At 65.2% G+C, this 21,243-nt stretch carries 20 protein-coding genes, 1 tRNA gene and 1 pseudogene; 9 read left to right on the forward strand and 13 right to left on the reverse strand.

The window, feature by feature from the left end; all coding sequences use genetic code 11:
* Positions 1-257: 257 nt before the first annotated feature.
* The 4 genes from MXA07_RS08555 (at position 258) to MXA07_RS08570 (ending at position 3,822) form a co-directional block, all read left to right on the forward strand.
* The gene (locus tag MXA07_RS08555; RefSeq protein WP_247731621.1) at positions 258-1,181 is read left to right on the forward strand and encodes a glycosyltransferase; all 924 of its coding nucleotides are present in this window, start codon (positions 258-260) and stop codon (positions 1,179-1,181) included.
* 393 nt (positions 1,182-1,574) lie between these two features.
* A complete protein-coding gene (locus MXA07_RS08560) occupies positions 1,575-2,615 on the forward strand; it encodes a glycosyltransferase (RefSeq protein ID WP_247731622.1) in 1,041 nt (346 codons plus the stop codon).
* Between the two features lie 56 nt (positions 2,616-2,671).
* The gene (locus tag MXA07_RS08565; RefSeq protein WP_247731623.1) at positions 2,672-3,196 is read left to right on the forward strand and encodes a DUF5817 domain-containing protein; all 525 of its coding nucleotides are present in this window, start codon (positions 2,672-2,674) and stop codon (positions 3,194-3,196) included.
* Between the two features lie 56 nt (positions 3,197-3,252).
* Complete coding sequence (locus MXA07_RS08570) at positions 3,253-3,822, forward strand: hypothetical protein (protein ID WP_247731624.1); 570 nt, start codon at positions 3,253-3,255, stop codon at positions 3,820-3,822.
* 116 nt (positions 3,823-3,938) lie between these two features.
* Here the strand turns inward: MXA07_RS08570 and MXA07_RS08575 are convergent, their stop codons facing one another.
* Together MXA07_RS08575 and thiC are read right to left on the reverse strand one after the other, a co-directional pair.
* Positions 3,939-4,919: a PhzF family phenazine biosynthesis protein gene (locus MXA07_RS08575; RefSeq protein WP_247731625.1), complete on the reverse strand. Its 981-nt coding sequence runs from the start codon at positions 4,917-4,919 to the stop codon at positions 3,939-3,941.
* Between the two features lie 65 nt (positions 4,920-4,984).
* Positions 4,985-6,367: a phosphomethylpyrimidine synthase ThiC gene (thiC, locus tag MXA07_RS08580; RefSeq protein ID WP_247731626.1), complete on the reverse strand. Its 1,383-nt coding sequence runs from the start codon at positions 6,365-6,367 to the stop codon at positions 4,985-4,987.
* Between the two features lie 203 nt (positions 6,368-6,570).
* Between thiC and MXA07_RS08585 the strand changes: the two genes are divergently transcribed.
* Positions 6,571-7,254, forward strand: coding sequence for a hypothetical protein (locus tag MXA07_RS08585; protein ID WP_247731627.1), 684 nt, complete (start codon positions 6,571-6,573; stop codon positions 7,252-7,254).
* 37 nt (positions 7,255-7,291) lie between these two features.
* Here MXA07_RS08585 and MXA07_RS08590 read toward each other — a convergent pair whose 3' ends face one another.
* From MXA07_RS08590 to MXA07_RS08605, 4 genes are all read right to left on the reverse strand, one after another.
* Entirely contained in the window at positions 7,292-7,702 is a 411-nt protein-coding gene (locus MXA07_RS08590; RefSeq protein WP_247731628.1) for a CoA-binding protein, read from the reverse strand.
* Between the two features lie 139 nt (positions 7,703-7,841).
* Positions 7,842-8,465: an RAD55 family ATPase gene (locus MXA07_RS08595; protein WP_247731629.1), complete on the reverse strand. Its 624-nt coding sequence runs from the start codon at positions 8,463-8,465 to the stop codon at positions 7,842-7,844.
* Between the two features lie 182 nt (positions 8,466-8,647).
* On the reverse strand, positions 8,648-9,502 hold the full coding sequence (locus MXA07_RS08600; protein WP_247731630.1) for a geranylgeranylglycerol-phosphate geranylgeranyltransferase: 855 nt from the start codon (positions 9,500-9,502) through the stop codon (positions 8,648-8,650).
* A gap of 60 nt (positions 9,503-9,562) precedes the next feature.
* The gene (locus MXA07_RS08605) at positions 9,563-9,745 is read right to left on the reverse strand and encodes a DUF7511 domain-containing protein (RefSeq protein ID WP_247731631.1); all 183 of its coding nucleotides are present in this window, start codon (positions 9,743-9,745) and stop codon (positions 9,563-9,565) included.
* Positions 9,746-10,004: 259 nt separating this feature from the next.
* Between MXA07_RS08605 and MXA07_RS08610 the strand changes: the two genes are divergently transcribed.
* A tRNA-Arg gene (locus MXA07_RS08610) sits at positions 10,005-10,079 on the forward strand.
* 317 nt (positions 10,080-10,396) lie between these two features.
* On the opposite strand, the gene MXA07_RS08615 is transcribed toward MXA07_RS08610, so the two are convergent.
* From MXA07_RS08615 to mfnA, 5 genes and pseudogenes are all read right to left on the reverse strand, one after another.
* Positions 10,397-10,666 carry a DUF8023 family protein gene (locus MXA07_RS08615; RefSeq protein WP_247731632.1) on the reverse strand — a complete coding sequence of 90 codons (270 nt, stop codon included), beginning with the start codon at positions 10,664-10,666 and terminating at the stop codon, positions 10,397-10,399.
* A 110-nt stretch (positions 10,667-10,776) separates the two neighbouring features.
* Complete coding sequence (locus MXA07_RS08620; protein ID WP_247731633.1) at positions 10,777-11,253, reverse strand: type IV pilin domain-containing protein; 477 nt, start codon at positions 11,251-11,253, stop codon at positions 10,777-10,779.
* A gap of 631 nt (positions 11,254-11,884) precedes the next feature.
* Positions 11,885-12,093, reverse strand: a pseudogene (locus MXA07_RS08630) (metallophosphoesterase family protein); the annotation flags it as partial.
* Positions 12,094-12,294: 201 nt separating this feature from the next.
* Positions 12,295-14,436: a methionine--tRNA ligase gene (gene metG / locus MXA07_RS08635; RefSeq protein ID WP_247731634.1), complete on the reverse strand. Its 2,142-nt coding sequence runs from the start codon at positions 14,434-14,436 to the stop codon at positions 12,295-12,297.
* Positions 14,437-14,738: 302 nt separating this feature from the next.
* Positions 14,739-15,833, reverse strand: a complete 1,095-nt coding sequence (gene mfnA / locus MXA07_RS08640) for a tyrosine decarboxylase MfnA (protein ID WP_247731635.1) — start codon at positions 15,831-15,833, stop codon at positions 14,739-14,741.
* Between the two features lie 166 nt (positions 15,834-15,999).
* Between mfnA and MXA07_RS08645 the strand changes: the two genes are divergently transcribed.
* A complete protein-coding gene (locus MXA07_RS08645) occupies positions 16,000-16,365 on the forward strand; it encodes a TrmB family transcriptional regulator (RefSeq protein ID WP_247731636.1) in 366 nt (121 codons plus the stop codon).
* On the forward strand, positions 16,362-16,586 hold the full coding sequence (locus tag MXA07_RS08650; RefSeq protein ID WP_247731637.1) for a hypothetical protein: 225 nt from the start codon (positions 16,362-16,364) through the stop codon (positions 16,584-16,586). Before MXA07_RS08645 ends, MXA07_RS08650 begins: the two co-directional genes overlap by 4 nt.
* A gap of 218 nt (positions 16,587-16,804) precedes the next feature.
* On the opposite strand, the gene ppsA is transcribed toward MXA07_RS08650, so the two are convergent.
* A complete protein-coding gene (ppsA, locus tag MXA07_RS08655; RefSeq protein WP_247731638.1) occupies positions 16,805-19,144 on the reverse strand; it encodes a phosphoenolpyruvate synthase in 2,340 nt (779 codons plus the stop codon).
* A gap of 207 nt (positions 19,145-19,351) precedes the next feature.
* Here ppsA and MXA07_RS08660 point away from each other — a divergent pair, with 207 nt between their 5' ends.
* The gene (locus MXA07_RS08660) at positions 19,352-19,705 is read left to right on the forward strand and encodes a hypothetical protein (RefSeq protein WP_247731639.1); all 354 of its coding nucleotides are present in this window, start codon (positions 19,352-19,354) and stop codon (positions 19,703-19,705) included.
* Positions 19,706-19,841: 136 nt separating this feature from the next.
* Here MXA07_RS08660 and hmgA read toward each other — a convergent pair whose 3' ends face one another.
* A complete protein-coding gene (gene hmgA / locus MXA07_RS08665) occupies positions 19,842-21,071 on the reverse strand; it encodes a hydroxymethylglutaryl-CoA reductase (NADPH) (protein WP_247731640.1) in 1,230 nt (409 codons plus the stop codon).
* Positions 21,072-21,243: the final 172 nt, after the last annotated feature.

Here is a 21,243-nt window from a genome sequence, read left to right on the forward strand (position 1 = left end):
GTCTTGGATGTATCGCCACGGTCCCGGTCGGGGAACCTCTCGGGAATACCGTCACCTCGATGCTCGATACGGCTTCACCTCGATGCTCGATACGGCTTCGCCGCGCGTTCGACACGTGATCGATGGGTGACGCGAGGGTCGATGATCCAGCGGCCACACTCGTCCCGTCAGTCCGTCTAGCCGTCGATCGGACCGGACGAGTTCCTCGGCCGCCGAAATCTAAATCCTTTTGACGCTCCTTTCGTATGCTCGGATCGATGGACGTTTCGGTCGTTATCTGTACGTACTCCCCGTCGCTGTACGAGGACTTCTGTGAAGCGATCGAGAGCGTCCTCGATCAGGAATACGAGTCCGTCGAGGTAATCGCCGTCGTCGATGGCTCCGATCGCGTCTGTGAGTGGGCACGGGACGATTGGGGCGATACGGATCGGGTACTCGTTCACTGTAACGAAAAAAACGTCGGCCTCTCGGCGAGCCGAAACGTAGGGATCTCCCTCGCGTCTGGCGACGTCGTCGCGTTTATGGACGACGATGCGGTCGCGGAACCCGATTGGATTGCCGAACTGGTCTCCGTCTATAGAGACCGCGACGTCGAATCCGTCGGCGGTCGCATGGCTCCCCTCTGGGTCGCCGGGAAACCGACCTTCCTCCCGGAGGAATTCTACTGGCTCGTCGGCGTAACCCATCGAGGCTTCCCGGACGCCGGGCCGGTGAGAAACACGTTCGGCTCCAATATCTCCTTTCGAACGTCCGTCTTCGAGCGAATCGGTGGATTCGACGAATCACTCGGTCGAATCGGTGACAAACAGGGGCAGGGAGAAGAAACGGATCTCGCGACTCGGTTGCGAACGGAACTCGGTGGGACGGTCTATTACAATCCGGACGCGGTCGTTGGACACAAAATATACGAGCATCGGACCGATTGGCGATGGTTACTCAATCGAGCATTCCAGCAGGGGCGATCGAAGTACGAACTGAGTCGCTCGACACCGGAGCTGGGGAGTGACGAAGGCGCGTTCTTGAGGCAGCTTTTCGTCGATTTCGTGCCGCGGCGAGTGATGACCCTGCACCGGCCGCCCCGGTGGAACCGCTTGCAGCAACTCTTGTTTCTCCTTCTGCTTACGGCCACGGTGGGAGCTGGCTACCTGACGGGAGCGGTTCGTGCGTGGTTACGAACGTAACGAGGGTGCCAACTCGTCCCCTGTCTGCTCGACAGATGGAACCGCCGCGTCGGTACCGGAGCATCCGAGTGAATGTGACAACAGATATTAATCGAGTGCCACACCACGTCTTACGTAGAGACAGATGGTGCCGGATGTCAGTCGGTGGCCGACGTGCCTGTCCAGACAGCGTTTCACTTCGATTCCGCCTCGATACGGGTCGGTCCGGGTTCGGAACGGGTTTCCCGAAAGCGATATCGCAGTATCTCACCGGGAGAATTTCACGCGAAAATGGGTCACGGGGCGTACTGCCCGTCCTCCCTTCGTACGGTGCGATCCAACACGCCCAACGATCTCTGGAGCGCGAACCGGCGTCAACCACCGAGAGTCACACTACCCGCCGTTCGGGATGACATGAACGTCCTCTGGTTACGTCCATCGAAAGGGGACAACATCAGCGTCAGACGCGAGCGGATCGCCGACCGCCTTCGAGAGCGAGGTTACGAGATCGACATCGTCGACGCGAGCGGACGAGACTCGATCGACGCGATCGGACGCGCACTCACCGGCGACTACGACGTGATCGCCGGGAACGTCCGCGTCGGTCTCTATCTCGGGTATCCACTCTCGGTTCTCCGTCGAAAACCGTTTCTCGGCGACGTGAGCGATCCGATATCTGACATCGACTATCTGCCAGGTCCGCTCTATCGGTTCTTCGAGTGGTACGAGTGGCAGGCGCTCGAGCGAGCGGACGCGACCGCGTTCGTCTACGAGTCCTCGCTCCAGGAGGCCGCCGAACGAGGGATCTCCGACGCGGTCAAACTCCCCAACGCCGTCGATTTCGATCGGTTCGCCGATCCGGAGCAGGGTGCGGTAGCGGAGGCTCGAGAGATCCTCCTCGATGCCGGCGTCGACCTGGAAAAGCCGATCGGGATCTATATCGGCGTGTTCTCACCGTCGTACGGCATTACCGAACTGCTAGAGGCTGCCCGGGAGACTCCGGCGTGGGAGTTTTGCTTCGTCGGCGAGGGAGAACTCGAGTCGACCGTCGATCAGGCCGCGAGGAACGTCGAGAACGTGGCGTATCCGGGTGCGTTCCCGTACCGCCTGATGCCCGGATTCCTCGCGCACGCCGACGTCGGCTTCTGTTTCAAAGACGCCGAACAACCGCTGAAGCTCAAAGAGTACGGCGCAGCTGGCTTGCCTATCGTCGCTCGGCGCGGTGAACTGGAACGCTGGTACGATTCGGACGAACTGTGCTTCGTGGACCTCGAACCGGTCGCGATATCGAACGCACTGGAGGCGTTTCGGTCGGATCCGTCCCTGGGCGAGTCGTATTCGCGGGCGGGGAAGGAGATCGCTCGCGCGGCGAGCTGGGACGAGATCGCGGACGGCTACGATCGATTGTTCAGGAGCATCACCCCCGACAACGTAGCCGAACCGAACAATACATAACGGAAATCGGCGACCCAACCGTCGCGTTCAATTGCCTGGCGCCCCCACCGCCGATCATGTACGCCGTCGTCGGTTGCAGCGACTGTTCGCACCTCTGGTTGCTCGAGGGCCGATCAGAGACGACGGAGTGTCCGCGGTGTGGCTCGCGTCGATCGTACGACCGCCGACGGACGTTCCTCGAAACAGAGGACGCGGATCACGCGCGCGAGGTTCGCGCCTCGATGCTGGCCAATCGCCAGGACGAGGGCGAGGCGTTCGCCTCGATCGACTCGTTCGACGAACTCGAATCGACCGTTGCGGACGGCGTCGTCGACGACGAGGCGTATCTCTCTGCGTCCGGGCTCGATCCGGACGCCATCTCGGCCGCGGGTGAACGCGATCCACGCGGCAGCGCCGGGCACGGCAGTCGACGCGAGATCGTCGAGGCGGCGATCGAGTCGCTCGAGACGGCCACCGAACCGGCGATCGTCGAGTACGCGAGCGACCGGGGCGTCCCGGCCGAGGCGGTCGAATCCGTCCTCGAGAAACTCGTCCGGAACGGTGACGCGAGCGAGCACCGCGGCACCTATCGATTGCTTTGACCGAGCCGCACAGTAACCCCCACACTGTTATGACGGTATAGCTAGCTAGGCCGACTATGGAATCACTGACGGCACTCCGATGGGCGCTTCGGTATCGGGCGATGACGGCCGGCGCGTTCGTCCTCGGATCGGTCGTGTTCGCCATCGGTGCGATCGCGAGCCTCGGCGGCTCAGTCGAGCCCCTGCTTTCGGATCCGGGCGCTGCACTCGAGGAGGCCAATACTGCCGTACTCGTCGCGGCTGGACTCCTCGGTCTCGCGTGCTGGCAACTGGGTGGCGCGTTCGCCCTGTTCAAGACGCTTCCCGAGGCGACGACCGCCGAGACGCGGACGGCGATCGATACGACGAAGATCAGAAGCGACGTGCTCGAGGCGCTCGACGGGCGACTGACCGAGATGGAAACCGACGTCGAGAAGACCAGGTACGCCGTCGAATCGCTCGATTCGAGCAGCGCGGAGGCGTTCCACGAACCGGAACTCGACGACGGACGGAACGCGGACGAGACGGCCGGCGAACGCAACCGCGTGTCGGGCGCGGAAGGGACGACGGGCGACGTCGCTGCGACGACTGGACGACCTGCCGACGCCGCTGGGCAGTCGACCACGCGGTCCGACGACGAGGGGTGACGGAACGAGGACGACCCGATACGGGCGGGTTGATCAGCGAGGGACACCTCGACCAGCGTTGGACGCGTCGATCAGTGGGAGTACGCGGTGATCAGCGACCGGGCACGTTCGACCCCTCAGCCTTCGATGATGTCCGATTCCGTTACCGACGGAACCGTCAGTTCGCCCGTCATCGACCGAACGCCGCGTCCGCCGACCTGCACGTCGCCGTCGACCCGAACCCTGACGGTTCCCGGCCGGTTGACGTAGTGGCCCTGTTCCATGCGCAGTTCCGCGGGCGCCGACTCGTCGATGGAGACGGCGACGCTCGTCTCCCCGTCGCTTCCCGCCGCGAGCGCTCCATCGGCGCCGGCGTCGAACGCCCCGAATCGGCGCAGGTAGGCGCCGGTCGCGCCGCTCGCCGTTCCGGTCACGGGGTCCTCGGGTACGCCGGCGCCGGGTGCGAACATCCGACCGTGGAGCGTCGAGTCGGCTGCGAGCGTATCGAAGGTAAAGACGTAGATGCCGGTCGCGTCGACCTCGTCGCTCACCGTCTCGATCGCCGCCATGTCCGGCTCCGCGCCGCCGAGGTCCTGGAGGTACGTCACGGGGACGATCAGGAAGGGTAGTCCCGTCGAGGCGACGGCGAGGGGCAGATCGGCACCGACGCCCTCCAGCGCAGCGACCTCGATGCCCAGGGCGTCGGCGACGCGGTCGTACGGGATGTCGACTTCACGAACGCTCGGAGCGTCCTGGGTCATCCATGCGGTCCCGTCCGGCTCGATCTCGACGTCGAGCATACCCACGTTGGTCTCGATGGTCCCCGCCCCTGATTCCATCCGGCCGGACTCGTGGGCCGCGACGAGCGTTCCGATCGTGGCGTGTCCGCAGAGGTCGACTTCCTGCGTGGGGGTGAAGTACTGCAAGCGACGGTCCGCTCGGTCGCTCTTCTCGACGAACGCGGTCTCGCTCACCGAGAGCTCGTTCGCGATCGCTTGGCGCTGCTCGGCGGCGAGATCGTCCGCCTCGAACACCACGCCGGCCGGATTACCCGCGAGCGCCTCGTCCGTGAAGGCGTCGACGAGCTGGACGGCGATCGTCCGGGAGTCTGCGCTCATGTCCGACCGAACGGATGGTGGCCTGTTAATCGTACCGACGCGTCCCGCCGGCCAGCGACGGTCGCTCACTCGCTCTCCTCGTGGGTGCCGACGGGCGGACGGTTGACCTCCGCGGCCGGCGACGCCTCGAGGTCCGTCTCGGTCGTCAACTCGTCGAGGTCGCCGTCCGTGCGGGCGTCCTGATCGATGCGCATCGAGCAGAACTCGACGCCGCACATCGAGCAGAAGCGGGCGTCGGTGTAGTTGTCCCCGGGGAGCGTCTGGTCGTGGTACTCGCGGGCCCGTTCGGGGTCGAGCGCGAGGGCGAACTGTTCGGTCCAGTCGAAGGCGTACCGTGCCGCCGAGAGCGCGTCGTCCCAGTCCCGAGCGCCCGGCCGATTGGTCCCGACGTCGGCGGCGTGGGCCGCGATCCGATACGCGGCGAGGCCGTCGCGGACGTCCGCCTCGTCGGGGAGTCCGAGGTGTTCCTTCGGCGTGACGTAACAGAGCATGGCGGCGCCGTGCTGGGCGGCGATCGCCGCGCCGATGGCGCTCGTGATGTGGTCGTATCCCGGCGCGATGTCCGTAACGAGCGGTCCGAGGACGTAGAACGGCGCGCCGTCACACACGCGCTGTTGGCGCCGGACGTTCTCGGCGATGCGGTCCATCGGGACGTGGCCCGGTCCCTCGACCATCACCTGCACGCCGTGGTCCCGGGCCCGACGCGTCAGCTGGCCGAGTGTATCGAGTTCGGCGTACTGGGCGTCATCGCACGCGTCGGCCAGGCAACCCGGTCGGAGGCTATCGCCGAGACTGATCGTCACGTCGTGGGTCGCACATATCTCGCAGATGTTGTCGAACGACGTGTAGAGCGGATTCTGCTTCCCGGAGGCCGTCATCCACTTCGCCAGGATCGACCCGCCTCGCGAGACGATGCCCGTCGTGCGCTCTTCGGTGAGCGGCAGGTGTTCGGCGAGGATACCGGCGTGTATCGTCATGTAGTCGACGCCCTGTCGGGCTTGCTTCTCGATGACCGACAGCAGCAGGTCGACGCTGAGATCGCCGGGGGCGCCCGCGCGCTTGCGCGCCTCGTAGACCGGTACCGTGCCGATCGGAACCGGGGAGCGCGCGAGATGGTCCTCCCTGATCGCGTCGAGGTCGGCGCCCGTCCCCAGGTCCATCACCGTATCTGCGCCGTGGTGGACGGCCGCGTGTAGTTTTGCCCGCTCCTCGTCGAGCTCGCTGGTCGTCTCGCTGTTGCCGATGTTCGCGTTTACCTTCGTCGCGAACGCCCGGCCGATGATCATCGGATCGAGCGTCTCGTGGCCGTGATTCGCGGGAATTACCGCCGTTCCGTCTGCGACCTGTTCGCGGACGAACTCACCCTCGCATCGTTCGCGCTCGGCGACGCGGCGCATCTCGTCCGTTACGATCCCGTCACGAGCCGCCTGCAACTGCGTGCGAGCCATACAACTGAGTTGTATTACTAGGTTATAATTTATCTGGTATCGACCGCACCGATCGCCCTCGCGCAGCGGTAGCGCACGACTCGACGACACGGCGTCGAATGGTTCGGCGGACTTGGGAGCGAGCGGACGAGTCCGTTCTCGGCGAGTTGCCGTCCGGGCGGTCGTCGGCGGGCGTTTTTGAGTTCGAGGCCCGTACGAACGGTATGACGTCCCGAAGTGAGATACCGGAATCGGGGATCGAGGTCGTCGCGCGCTTCGACGGCGGCTGTAGCTGGATCGCCGACCCCGACGAATCGATGGAACGAGCGAGTCACGCGCTGGTAGCCGACGGTGACGTCTGGGTCGTCGACCCCGTCGACGGGGACGGCGTCGACGAGGTACTGTCCGCGTACGGGCCCGTGGCCGGCGTCGTCGTCGCGCTCGATCGCCACCGCCGCGACGCGGCGGCGATCGCGAAGCGACACGACGTGGCGGTCTGGCTCCCGGACTGGTTCGACGGCGTGGCCGACGGCGTCGACGCCCCGATCGAACGATTCGGGGCCACGCTGGCGGACACCGGCATCGAGTCACGCGTGGTCGCTCGGAGCCGCTTCTGGCGAGAGATCGCGCTGTTCGATCCGATAGCTGACACGCTCGTGGTCCCGGAGAGCGTCGGAACGGCGGCGTACTACCTGGCCGGTGCGGAACGCCTGGGCGTCCACCCGGTTCGTCGTCTCAACCCGCCGCGGGCGCAACTCGGTGACTTCGACCCGACACGGATTCTCGTCGGACACGGCCCTCCGGTGGAACCCGACGCCGGAGCCGCCCTGCACGATGCGCTGGACGGTTCTCGTCGTCGCGCACCTGGACTCTACGCCTCGATCGTCCGCGAGGCGCTGCCGATCTAACCGTCAGCGTTCGATCGGAGGAACCGAATATCGGTTCTCAGGCGGTGAGCCGGCCGTGTTCGACTTTCATGCACCGATCCTGGACGACGGTCAGGCCGGCCGACTCGGCCCGCTCGGCCGCTGCGTCGTCGCGAATGCCGAGCTGGGTCCAGAGCGCCTCCACGTCGTCGCGATCGATCGCCTCGTCGACGATTCCCGCCACCTCGTCGCTCGGACGGAACACGCAGCCCACCTCGACCCGCCCCTCGACGGCCGATAGCGAGTCGGCCGCCTCGGCTCCGATGACTACGTCTGCGTACGGATTGACCGGGACGATCTCGTAGCCGTGGCGTTCGAGGTAGGCAGGGACGTCGTGCGCCGCCTTGCCCGGCGTCCGTGAACAGCCGACGACGGCGATGCGACGGTGCTCGAGCACCGCCCGCATCTCGGCGTCGCTCTGGGTTGGCATACCGGTTCTTCGGTCGCCGACTGGAAAACGGCGTCGCCGGGTGGATCCGCCGGCGTCGGGCGCGCTCGGTCGATTGAGTTCGACCGTCGACCCCCGGGTCGCGCCCGGCTCGGACCGGGACTGTCGAATCGGACGCCCCTCAGGAGAGGCCCGCGGTTCGGATCGTCGGTTCGCCGTCCTCGTTCTCCTCGACTTCGAGTACGACGTCGAACAGCTGTTTGAGGGTGTTCATCGTCTGGTCGTCGTGCGCGGTCGAATCGATCACGCACAGGCCCAGCGCGTCGGCGCTCTGAATGCGACCGGTGAAGACGTGCAGGAACCGAAACACCGTCTGTAAGTCCGAATACATCAGGAGCGTCGAGACGGAGTGTAAGAGGATGCGGTTCTGGGTGAGCCCGCGCGTCTCGTAGAACTCCTGGAGGAACTCCGAGAGCTTGATCCCGATGCCGGTCATGTCGACCGGCGAGGAGGCATAGCGGATTCGGGGATCGTTATCGACCGTCCCGATTCCGCGCTGTTTGGTGACGCAATCGACGATGCCGATGTCGGGATCGGTCGTGTTGCATCGTTCCGTGAACTGTTCTAAGATCTTCTCGGCGCTGTCTTTGGTCGTTACGATGATCGAGCCGTCGCCCCGATCCGCGCCGGAGGCCAGTATATCGAGCGCCATATCCCGCTTGCCCGTCAGTGGTGGACCAGCGACGAGAACGTTCGTGCCGGCGTCCAGCTCGTCACCGACCGCGACATCTGCGAGGTCATACATGCCAAATTCTCACATCCCTTCGTCATCCCACGTGACCGGGAGCTCGATTGTGTACTGATATAGAAGCGGCGAACGGGTTATATTCCTTTTGATTACATAGGCTATCCAACAGCAACCCGCCCCGGTCATGGATTCCGATAATAAGTAACACTTGTGTCGCGGTTGGCGTAGCCATTTCCCGACTACAGCGGCACCTCGACGTACACAGATGCCCGTCCGACGACGAAGGCCAGCGCAGCCAGAAACATGCCGTATTTGAGATAGGACTGCCCCGTCGCGGGATCGCGGAAGCTCGCCCGTGCGGCAAAGAGCATGTATCCCGCCGCCGGGACGACTACCACGAGATACGCGGCGCTGAACTGATCCAGGAGGTAGGGGAGCGGACTGGCGATGATCGCGACGACGAGGACGATCGTGGCGATCCAGAGCGAACGGCGCTCCCCGATCGCGATCGGCAGCGTGTTCAAGCCCTCCTTTCGATCGCCCTCGACGTCCTCGACGTCTTTGACGATCTCGCGACTGACCGTCGAGAGCGCCGCGAGCGCAAAGAGGACCAGCGCCGGTGCGATATTGGTTGCAGCCGCCGCACCGAAGAGGAACGTGCTCCCGACCAGGTAGGCGACGACCGCGTTCCCCGCGCCGGGGAGCCCCTTGAACACCTTCGTGTAGATCACCAGCGCGACGAGGTTCGCAGTCGCGATCGCGATCGCGAGTGGCGGGAGGGTTAGTGCCAGCCCGACCGCGCCGGCGAAACAGGCGATCGAGAACCAGAGTGCCTGTCTCGGCGTGACGGCCCCGCGGGGGATCGGCCGCCCCGGCTTGTTGTGAGCGTCGATCGCGCGGTCGAAGTAATCGTTGATCGCGTTGCCGGCACCGGTTCCGAAAAAGGTCGCGACGGTCGCCGCCGTGATCGCGAGGCCGGCATCCGGAACGCCGCCGGCGACGAAGCCCCCGATCAGGGTCAGCATTGCGGCGGCCAGGGCGTTCACCGGCCGCAGCAATTCGAACAGGCCCCGGCCAGTCTCCGGCAGCGTCATGGCTCCTCTTCCGCAAGCGCCGAGTAAAAAGGGTGCGATGTACGTCGCCGGGGCGGCGGTTTATCGCCAGTCCTCGAGCGAACAGAGCAGTTCCGTCTCGACCGACAACCACTGTGTCAATCGCTGCTCGCCCTCCGCGTCGGTCGGCACTGCTGTCCATACCCGCTCGTCGTCCGTGAGTAGTTCGAGCTCTTCGGATCCCGCATCCGCGCTCCCGCCGACGGGTGGGTCCTGGACGGACATGGTAATTGATATCACAAGCTCCATTTACTTAAATGAAGCGAAACTGGGGGTCACTGCCGCTATTTGTAGTTGGAATCAAGGGGAGAGCGTGTATTAATAAATTTGCCGGCGAACTTACTCGGATTGTGTGATCGGCGACGCCCTTGCGAGTCGATTGCTGGGAACAGTTGCTACCGCACACCGGGTGCGCGCACCTCGAAAGAGAAACGGTCTTAAAGGAGCGACGAAAACGTATTCCTGTCAGCCCGAAACTGACCGAGGGCGCTTAGCTCAGTCTGGACAGAGTACTTGGCTTCGGACCAAGCTGTCGCGGGTTCAAATCCTGCAGCGCCCATTCGTTTACGCCTCGATTCTGCGCCAAACCTAATTCTACCGTAGGCCCTTGTAATCGACTGTGTTCGGCGGAATCCAGTATCGACGAAAAGGAGTCTGAAATTGATCCCAACGGGCGACGGGTTGCGGAACCGTTCCGTCGGTCGATTCTGTTCGCAAACGCGGGGTGGTCGGCGTGACCGGGGTTTCCGATATCGACCCCGAGATTTTCCGAAAGCGGGTCGCCACTGCACCGTCGCCGACGACGGATCGCGAGTTCCGCCGGCCCGAATGCGGGTGCCAATGTACTCGACTTCTCGACGGCCACTCTGAGGCCGGTCACCGTCGGATCTGTTCGCGACGAATCGAGCGCGGTCGGCGTGTCGCGACCGACCCGAGCGTCAGCAAGAGCGCGGGCGAGATCGCGACGCCGCCGATCGTCCACAGGCTCTGCGTGAAGTCGTAGCCGCCGAAGACGTTGATCTGCCAGGTGAAGACGCCGAGTTGCAGTGCCCAGGCCACCGTCAGGATGGTGATGGCCAGGACGTCGAGCAGGGCGATATGGTTGTTATTCGTTCCGCCGCCGATCGCAATTTGTCTCGTTGCCATGGGATGATACCCAGGCAGAACGGTCGGGATTTGTGACTTAAACCCCTAAATGGTATTTAAATTGATTATCAATGTTTTGTACGTGTGTCAAAGAAAGGATAAATAAGAGGTTATCCGAGTTCGAAGGTACCGACCTGAGTACTGCCCTCAGCTCCATCTAGGGGATCTCCGGCCGACAGGTCTCCCTGGATTGCGTAGATAGTATACTCAGTCCCGGTGCCGAAGGTACTGTCCGACCCAGTAAAGTCAGAGTTCGAACCAGTATTCGAGATTGTATACTCAACTCCCGTATTGGCCGCCTCTGAATTGGTGTCAGACAGGACTTGGCCATTGTCCGGATTCACTATAACTAGATTATCCGCACTACCGCCATCTTGAACAGTAACAGTAACTTCGCTCGTGCCATCTCCTGCGATGTCGACATTTGCAGTCACTGCATCACTGCCTGGCCCGATCCCCATCACGAAGGCCGCAATCACAGCTGCAAGAATCACCGTTATCGCAACCATGAGGATTACGCCGATCACCGGTGATACGGCGCGTTCGTCGTCCGATCCGATCAGTCGTTCGCTTAGTGTTCCGTTCATGCGTGTTTGCACCCGTGCACAGCCACATGACGGAAACCTTATCTCGCGGGCGACTGAGCACCCACACGCGACGGATCGAGGGAATGGGACTTCCGCTTCGTCCGTCAAACTGCGTTTTCCGTTTCGGTGGCCGTGTACGAGATTCATCACAGCCCTATGCTAATATAAAGGTTCTTGCCGGTCACGCTATCTTGTCAGTGATAGAACTTGTCATCAGGTATCCGAGCCGACTCCAATCTACCGTAGAAGACCTCCAAGCACCTCTTGAAAGCTCTCAGAGGCTCGAATTCGCTTGAATAAAGGGCTACCTTTTGATACCATAATAGTTTTGGGCGTTTCAAAACTCGTAACTGATTAGGACTTCAGACGCGTTCGTCGACGCCGAAGCGCTCGCGCGCACCTACGACGGGGGATACCACGACGATGTCTGGCCGATCGTCGAGCAGTACTGCGAGTGATGGACTACTCGAGTCGACACCCCGACAAGGGTTCGGAAGCGATCGCGAGCGCGCTCGACGTCCCGCGGAGCCGGATTCGTCCCTGGCTCGACGGTGGCCAACACGATGCAGTCCGGGCGACCGACGTCGCGAGCGGGGTGGTGTTGGACGTGGTCGAGGGAGACGGGTCGCCCGGGTGGATTTCGATCAGCGGGTCCACGCAGCGCGTCGATCACGTCGAGGTCCTCGTTGTTGCCGGCGACGAACGGGGTCGGCGCGGGGAGGTCTTGGCGCTCCAGATCGCCCCCTGTAGCGCGGCGTCGAGCGCTTCGATCTGGTACGGAGCCAGGAGTGCCTCTCGGCGGTCCGGCGCTGACGCGTGGGCATCGCCGAGGACGAGTATCTGCCGTGGTGTGCGGTGCCGTTCTTCAAAGTCGCTCGCCTTGCTGGCGGGCCCTGACCCGGACGGGCGGTGATCGACGCGGACTGTGGCGGGGAGACGGTACCGGGTACGGGGGCATCGAAATATCGACCGCCGCAGGTGTGTTGTGGGCGTCCCGGATGGTCGGACCGAACGAGTCGGCTCGATCCCCGGTCCGGTGCGTCAGCGCACTTTCTCGCCCAGCGCCGCGTCGTCGTGCGTGGTGAGCAGGTCGGCGTCCTCGCCCGCGGCGAGGACCATACCGTTGGATTCGACGCCGAACAGTTCCGCAGGTTCCATGTTCGCGAGGAGGATACAGCGCGTCCCGGGCAGTTCGTCGAGGTCGTGCAGTTGCTTGATGCCGGCGACCACCTGCCTGGTCTCGAAGCCGATGTCGACCTCGAGGCGTGCGAGGTCGTCGGCGCCGTCGATTCCCTCGGCCGACTCGATGCGGCCGACGCGGATGTCGAGGTCCTGGAAGTCCTCGAAGCTGATGCGATCCTCGAGGAGCGGTTCGAGGTCGTCGGTGTCGGTCATGCCAGCCGATTCGCCGCCGGTCGTGTCGTCGCTTTCGGTTTCGGCCGCAGCGGCGTCCGGACCGTCGTCACCGTCCGTCGTCCCTCCAGCGTCGGTGCCGCTCGCCGCCTCCTCGATGCGCGTTTCGAGCGCGTCGTTCAGTTCCGCGACGCGGTCGTCCTCGAGCGTCTCGAACAGTTCCGCGGGTTCCTCGAAGGTGCGCGGCGGGGCCGCCAGCGCGGCCTCGACCTCCGCGTCGGCGACGTCACCGTCCTCGCCCAGTTGCTCCCAGAGCGCCTGGGCCTTCCCGGGTGCGATCGGGTACAGCAGGACGCCGACGGCCTTCGCGAGTTGGACGCAGTCGCGGATGACCTGGGCGGCCCTGTCGGGCGCGTCGTCGGTGAGCTTCCAGGGTTCGTTGCGCTGGATGTACTCGTTGCCGAACTGGGCGAGGCGGGTCGCGGCGAGGCCGACCTCGCGCAGCGAGTAGTTGTTGACCGCGCCGTGAAATTCGTCGATCGCCGCCTCGATGCGCGATTCGACTTCGTCGGAGACGTCGGTCTCGGGCGTGCCGTCGTAATTGCGGTGGGAAAACAGCAGGCTGCGGTACCAGAAGTTGCCGACGGTCCCGACGAGTTCGCCGTTTACCTTCTCCTGGAAGGCGTCCCACGAGAAGTCGACGTCCTGCTGGAGGCCGCCGGTCGTCGTGAGGTAATAGCGGAGGAGATCCGGGTGGAAGCCCTCGTCGAGGTACTCCTTCGCCCAGATGGCCCGATTTCGACTCGTCGAGAGCCCCTTCCCGTTGATGGTGATAAAACCGGTCGCGGCGACCGCGCGGGGCGCGTTGTAGCCCGCCGCTTCGAGCATCGCCGGCCAGAAGATCGTGTGGTGCTGGATGATGTCGCGGCCGATGACGTGGACGATCTCGCCGTCCGCTCGCCACACGTCCTCCCAGTCGTACGCGTCGGCGCCGACGCGCTCTGCGTACTGCTTCGTGCTCGAAATGTACTCGATCGGCGCGTCGACCCAGACGTAGAGGACGAGGTCCTCCTCACCATCCTCGTCGGATGGGTAGTCGATCCCCCAGTCCATGTCGCGGGTGATACACCAGTCCTGGAGCCCGTCCTCGATCCACTGGCGCGGCTGGTTCCGCGCGTTCGAGGTCCCTTCCAGGCAGTCCAGGAACTCGGTGAGGTAGTCGGCGAACTCAGAAACGGCGAAGAACTTGTGGGTCCGCTCGCGGTACTCCGCCGGATTGCCCGTGATCGCGCTCGTCGGGTCCTCGACTTCGCCGGGTTCGAGGTGACGCTGACAGCCCTCGTCGCACTCGTCGCCGCGGGCTTTCGCGCCGCAGTAGGGGCAGGTTCCCTCGACGTAGCGATCGGGGAGGTACTGGTCGGCCTGCGGATCGTAGGCGACCTGGATCTCCTTCTCGTAGACGTAGCCTTCGTCGTCCAGTGTCCGGACGATCTCCCGGGTCAGTTCGGTGTTCGTCTCGTCGTGGGTGTGGCCGTAGTTGTCGAAGTCGACCGCGAACTGCGGGAACGTCTCCTCGTACTGTTCGTGCCACTCGAGGGCGAAGTCCTCGGGATCGACGCCCTCACGTTCGGCGTTGACGGCGACCGGCGTGCCGTGCATGTCCGAGCCCGAGACGTACGCCGTCTCTTGCCCGAGCGATTCGAGCGCGCGCGAGAACGCGTCCGCGCCGATGTATCCGCGGAGGTGGCCGATGTGCAAGTCCCCGTTCGCGTAGGGGAGCCCGCAGGTCACCACCGCCGGCTCGTCCGTCGGAAAGTCTTCGTGACTCATGCGTGTCTCTTGGGTCGTCGTTGTCGCGGCGGGCGTAAAACCCGCCGGTTTCCGCTCGATCGGGAGTTACTGCGAGGAACCGGGATCGGTCCGGGGTTTCCGCGTCGCGCGTAACTGCCGTATGACCGGCGCCGCGACGATCCACCCGGCCGTCATCGTCGCGGACGCATCGCCGGCCACACCGAGCGTCCGGATCGCATGATAGTACCCGGTTCGGCGACGTCGTATAAAACCTTTTTGAAGGGGCTACTTCCGTAGTACCACGGACCGTCCGGCCGCCGGACGACTACCAGCCGGTTCGGTCAATCGTCGTCGGCCACCGCGTTCGGCGTCCGGGGACCGACGGCTGCGAGGTCGTCGACGAAGGCCGCCAGTTTGTCCCGCGTCACGTGGGGCATACAGACGACCCGGAGTTCGCCCGACGCGGTCCGTGAAATCCGCCACCCTTCGTCGCGAAGCCCTTCGAACGTGTTCGCGGGGACGTCCGCGGCGACGAGCGGCAGCGTCGGGTCGACGACGTCGTAGCCCAGGTCGGACAGCCGGGCGGCGAGCCACTCGGCGTTTTCCTGCGAGCGCTCGTACTGCGCAGCGTACCCGTCAGGCCAGAGGGTTTCGATCGCCGCGACGGCGCTGGCCACGCCGGCACCCGATCGGGTACCCGAAAGCGTCGCCTGCGAGGTCGTCTCCAGGTACGGCGTGTCGACGGCGAGTTCGTCGAGTAACGAGTCATCGCGGACGAGCAACCCGCCCGCCGGGATCGCGGCCCGGCCCATCTTGTGCGGGTCGATCGTCATCGAGTCGACCGGCGCGTGGCCGAAGTGCCACTCGCGGTCGGTGAACGGGAGCACGAAGCCGCCCCAGGCCGCGTCGACGTGGAAGAGCGCCCCGTAGTCGTGCGCAATCGCCCCGAGCGCCGGAATCGGATCCACTCGTCCGTACTCGGTGCTGCCGGCGACGCCGACGACGAGCGCGGTCTCCTCGTCCACCGCGTCGCGGACGGCGTCGAGGCGCACCCGATGGCCCGCGTCCGTCGGGACGACCGTCAGCGAGACGTCGAGCAAGTCGGCGGCCTTCCGGAAGCTGAAGTGTGCCGACTCGGGCAGCACGACGGTCGGCGAATCGATACCGCGAGCTCTCGCTCGCTCGCGGGCGATCCGGACCGCCTGGATGTTCGCCTCGGTCCCGCCGCTGGCGACGTACCCGGACGGATCGTCGAGCGACGCGAGTTCGCCGAGCAATTCGACGGCTCGATCTTCGAGGTCGGCGACGGTCGGGTACGTCCCGGGATCGCCGGGATTCGTCGCGAGAAAGCGCTCGGCCGCGTCCCGGGCGGACGGATGCGGCTCCGTGCACATCGAGGACAGCACCCGGTCGAACCCCTCGGGCTCGGCCTGCATACGTCGGCGAAGGTGAGTGACGGCTTTATCTGTTGTGTTCTGCCGTACGCGCGTCGGAACAGTATTCTGGCTCGCTGGAACGGTAGTTCGCGTATCCTGGGGAGGTACATCTAATACACTACCAACGCAGTCAACATTTACTACAGTCGCCCACCTAGGCTCGGGTATGGTCATCGATATCGAGACGTTCGAAGAAACGCCCGAACCGGAACTGGGTGAGTTGAGCAACCCCGAGAAGGTGCTGCAGTTCCTCCTCTCGAACGACGACAAGGCGTTCAAGGCCGCGGAGATTGCCGAGGGAACCGGGATCAACCCGAATTCGATCGCGACGGTTCTCGGTCGACTCGAAGACCGTGGGCTCGTCCGTCACAAAGCCGACTACTGGGCGATCGGCGATCCCGAACGCATCGAATCGTTCGGCCGGTACCGTCGCGTCACCGAACGGTTGAACGAACGGTACGGAGCCGAGGATCCCGCTGCGTGGCGTGAACACGCGGCCGAAGAGACCGCCGCCGACGATCGAGACGAATGAGCCGGAAACGGACGGACGTGGTGTACGGAGCGGATCCGTTCAAAGGGGACCACTACTCTCGACCGTGGTGCATCATCAACAACCTCCGACATCCGTTCGATGGAGAGCAGTACGTCGTCGGTCCGCTGACGACGAAACGCTGGTACGACGGCTTCGTTCCTATTCCAGCGGACGCCTGGATAACCGGTGGGACACCGGAACCGAGTAACATCGTTCCGTGAAGCGTTCACACGTTGGACGAGGACGACATCGAATTTTGGCAGGAAACACTCGATTCCGAACTCGTCGAAACGACGGTTTCGACGCTGGTCTCGTACCTCGAATCGCCGGTCGAGCGCTGACGCTCGAACGGAAATCCCGGATCGATTTCGAAGGTATACCCGGATCGAACGGGACGACGGCCCCTGACCGTGTCTAATAGCGATCCTCGGACTCCCGATTATCGCACCGAATCCAGCAACAGCTTCTGCTCGACGCGCTTGACCTCGTGTTGAACGTCGCGGACGGCGTCGATGTTCGCCGAGATGGAACTGATCCCCTCGTTGACGAGGAACCGGACCATCTCGGGTTTCGAGCCGGCCTGGCCGCAGATCGAGGTGTCGACGCCGTGTTCCCGACAGGTCTCGATGACGTCGCCGATCAGGCGCAGCACAGACGGGTGGAGTTCGTCGAAGCGGTCGGCGACGTGCTCGTTGTTCCGGTCGACCGCGAGGGTGTACTGCGTGAGGTCGTTCGTCCCGAACGAGGCGAAGTCGATGCCGGCCTCGGCCATCGACTCGACGCCGAGCGCGGAGGCGGGCGTCTCGATCATCACGCCCCAGGTCTGCTTCTCGGGGTCGATCCCGGCCTCTTTCATCAGTTGCTTCGTCCGGTAGACGTCTTCGGCGTCGTTGACCAGCGGGAGCATGATCTCGACGTTGTCGTAGCCCAGCTCGAAGAGCCGGCGGAACGCCTCGAGTTCGTGGGCGAAGACGTCCGGACGGTCGAGGCTGCGGCGGATGCCGCGGTAGCCGAGCATCGGGTTGTGCTCCGCGGGTTCGTCCTCGCCGCCCTCGAGCTCCCGGAACTCGTCGGTGGGCGCGTCGAGCGTGCGGACGCGGACGGGCCGCGGGTAGAACTCGTCGGCGACGCCGCGGATCCCCTCGACGAGTTCCTCGACGTAGGCGTCGACGCCCTCGTCCGCGATGAACTTCGCCGGGGTCTTGTTCAGCGAGAGGATCATGTGTTCGGTCCGCAGGAGGCCCACGCCGTCGGCGCCCGTCGCGGCCGCGCGCTCTGCGGCCTCGGGGATGGAGACGTTGACCTTGACCTCGGTCGCGGTCATGGGTTTGACCGGCGACTGCGGGCGGACGTCCTCGACGGGTTCGTGTTCCGCCTCCGCCTCGACTTCCGCCCCGGCCAGGACCTGGCCCTTCTCGCCGTCGAGGGTGACCTGACGACCGTCGTCGAGGACGGACGTGGCGTTGGTCGTCCCGACGATCGCGGGGACGCCGAGTTCGCGCGAGACGATGGCGGCGTGACTCGTCATGCCGCCCTCGTCGGTGACGATGCCCGCCGCGCGCTTCATCGCGGGCACCATGTCTGGCGTGGTCATCTCGGTAACGATGATATCACCTTCGCGCACCTTGTCGAGGTCGTCGAGCTTGGTGATCAACCGGGCGGGGCCGGAGACACGACCCGGGCTCGATCCCAGGCCGTCGACCAGCAGGTCGCCGTCGGCCGCGGCGTCCTCGATCGGCGCGCCGGACTCGGGGTCGACGCTCTCGACGCTGCCGCTGCCGTCGGTGATGCCCTTCGCGGCCGCCTCGGTCTCGGCCGCGTCGGTGATGCCCTCGTCGTCGATCGTCGTGATCGGCCGGGACTGCAGCATGAAGTCCTCGCCGTCGGCCATCGCCCACTCGACGTCCTGGGGCGTCTCGTAGTGGGCCTCGACGTGCTCGCCCAGTTCGACGAGCCGGTCGAGTTCGGCGTCCGAAAGCACGCGCGCCTCGCGTTTCTCGGGCTCGACCTCGACTTCGACCGTCTCGCCGGTCTCGGGATCTTTCTCGTGTTTGACCTTCTTGTCGGCGACGGTGACGTCGACGTCGCGGGTGTCGCGGTCGATCACGTAGTTGTCGGGCGAGACGGCGCCCGAGACGACGGCCTCGCCGAGTCCCCAGGCGGCCTCGACGATCATCGTCGGGTCGCCGGTCGAGGGGTGGCTGGTGAACATGACGCCGGACTTCTCGGCGTCGACCATCTGCTGGACGACGACCGCGATGTTGACCACGGAGTGGTCGAAACCCTGCTCCTGGCGGTAGTAGATCGCCCGCTGGGTGAACAGCGACGCCCAGCACCGGCGAACCCGGTTCAGCAGGTCCTCGCCGGTGACGTTGAGGAACGTCTCCTGCTGGCCCGCGAAGGAGGCGTCCGGCAGGTCCTCGGCGGTCGCCGAGGAGCGAACGGCGACGAAGGCCTCGTCCTCGCCCCCGACGTCGTCGTACGCGCGCAGGATCTCCTCGCGGAGCTCGTCCGGAAACGGCGTCTCCTCGATGAGCTCCTGGGCGCGGTCCGCGGCGTCGGCCAGCGCCGCGGAGTCTTCGACGTCGACGTCGACGGCGTCGAACAGTTCTTCGTCGATGCCTGCGTCCTCGATGAACGCGCGATAGGTGGAAGCGGTGACGACGAAGCCAGGCGGGACCGGCAAGCCTGCCCCCGTGAGTTCTCCCAGGGACGCGCCTTTGCCGCCGACGGACTCGACGTCGCCGGCGCCGATCTCGTCCAGCCAGAGTACAGCCATCTGTATCTGTGGTGTGGACGGTGCGAATAAAGAAGCTTCCGAAGCCTCCGGTCGTCCGCGACCGAAAGCGGGGTTTGAGCCCCTAGCGCCCGGCAATACTTGCGACGCCGAAAGTCCGCGAGTACGCTCCGTTACGCACAGGTTCCCACCGCGCCTCCGATCGGCCGGGATCGGTAGCGATAACCGGACCGGCGACGTGCGGCGACTATGGACGAGTCGGCCGACTTTCAGGGAACGACGATCGGCGTCGGGACCCTTCTGGTCGTGGCAGTTCTCGCATACGGAACGTTCATCTCTCCGTCCGTCGCCGGATACGAACCGCTGACGCTCGCCGGCTGGATCTTCGCGCTCACGCTCGCAGCGGTCGCGATCCTCCACGCGTCGGTAACGCAGTACGACCTGGCGGGCGGCTTCGGCGGCGTCGCCGTCGGCTGGCTGTTCGTCCTTTCGGGGTCCGGCGCGCAGGTGCTCGTCGGCCTCGCCGTCCTCCTCGTCTCCGGCGGCTACGTCGTCCTCGTGACGCGACGACGGAGTCGGGACGCCCAATCCGGGACGACGTGAGAACCGTTCACTCTCGGTCGGGAAGTCGGTCGAACCCCTTACCCGCCCCGTCGCTCGCCCGCATTTCTCCTCCTGACTGATCGCTCCCGTCCACTGATCGACCCACCCAACCAACCGCTCCCGTCGACTGACGATCCTACCGACCGAGATCTTCGTGCGCGCTCGCGAGGTGGCGCGAGGAGAGCGCCGCCAGCAGGGAGAGCTCGCCGGCGAGGGCTCCGACGGCGATGACCTCGGCCAGTTCGTCGGCGTTCGACCCTGCCGGGTCTCCGCCGCCGCGGACGCCGAGTACGTCGAGCGCTTCGGCCTGGGTCGGCAGTTTCGTGCCGCCGCCGACGGTGCCGACCGGGAGCGACGCGAGCGAGATGCTGGCGTAGAGGTCCGCGGATCCGTCGACGCCGTTCTCGCGGGTCTCCATCGTGGTGATGGCGTTCGAGCCCTCGACGACGTGAGCCTCGTCCTGGCCGGTCGCTAGGAACGCGGCGGCGACGACGTTCGCCGCGTGCGCGTTGAACCCGAGACTGCCGGCCTTCGCGCTCCCGACGAGGTTCTTTCGCGTGTTGGCTTCCACGATGCCGGCCGCGGTCGTCCCCAGGCGGTCTTCGACCACGTCGCCGGGGATCACGACGTCTGCCGTCACGGATCGACCGCGACCCTCAACCGCGTTGATTGCCGCGGGCTTCTTATCGGAACAGAGGTTTCCGGAGACGGCGACGAGCGAGGCCGGCGTTTCGGCCTCGACGACGTCGCAAGCCGCGCCCGTCGCGATCGTGGCCATGTTCATCCCCATCGCGTCCTTCGTGTCGTAGGCGAATCGCAGGTAGACCGAGTCGCCGACGACGTAGGGCTCGATCCCGAGCAGTTCGCCGTGGCTGGTCGTCGACTCGGCGGCCTCGCGGAGACGGTCCTCGTGCTCGCCCACCCACTCGACGACCTCGGCGGCCTCGACGACGCCCGAGACGCGAAAGACCGGGGCGCGCGTCATGCCGTTCTTCGTGACGCGAGCGCTCGCTCCGCCCGCCGTCCGCAGGACCGAGAGCCCGCGATTGACGGAGGCGACGAGCGCGCCTTCGGTCGTCGCGAGCGGGAGGTGGTACTCGCCGTCGGCCGCGCCGCCGTCGACGGGGACCGGTCCCGCAACGCCCATCGGCAGTTGCGCCCCGCCGACGAGGTTCTCGATCGCCGTCTCGGCCGCTTCGGCCGGGAAGGCGTAGTCGCCGATCGCCGCCAGGTCGGCGCCGGTCTCGGCCGCGACGAACCGCCTTCGGGCCGTCGCGGCCGTCTCGGCGTCGGCGTGGGCCTCGAGTTCGTGCAATCGCAACTCGCCGTCGCGAACGCGCTGTGCGAGGGTCTCGGGGTCGGTCATGACTCACCCGAGACGCGGCCGACCCCTAACAGTTGCTGATTCGCATCGATCGGTCCCGATTCGGTTTCGGATTGTGATCGTGCGGTCCCGTCTGCTGACGGACGGGCGCCAGCCACCGCAACGGATCGTCGACCGCGAGCTCCGGTCCGGGCCGCCGTCGCAACCCTTTTGC

The sequence above is a fragment of the Halovivax limisalsi genome (assembly GCF_023093535.1).
Classification (GTDB): Archaea; Halobacteriota; Halobacteria; order Halobacteriales; family Natrialbaceae; genus Halovivax; species Halovivax limisalsi.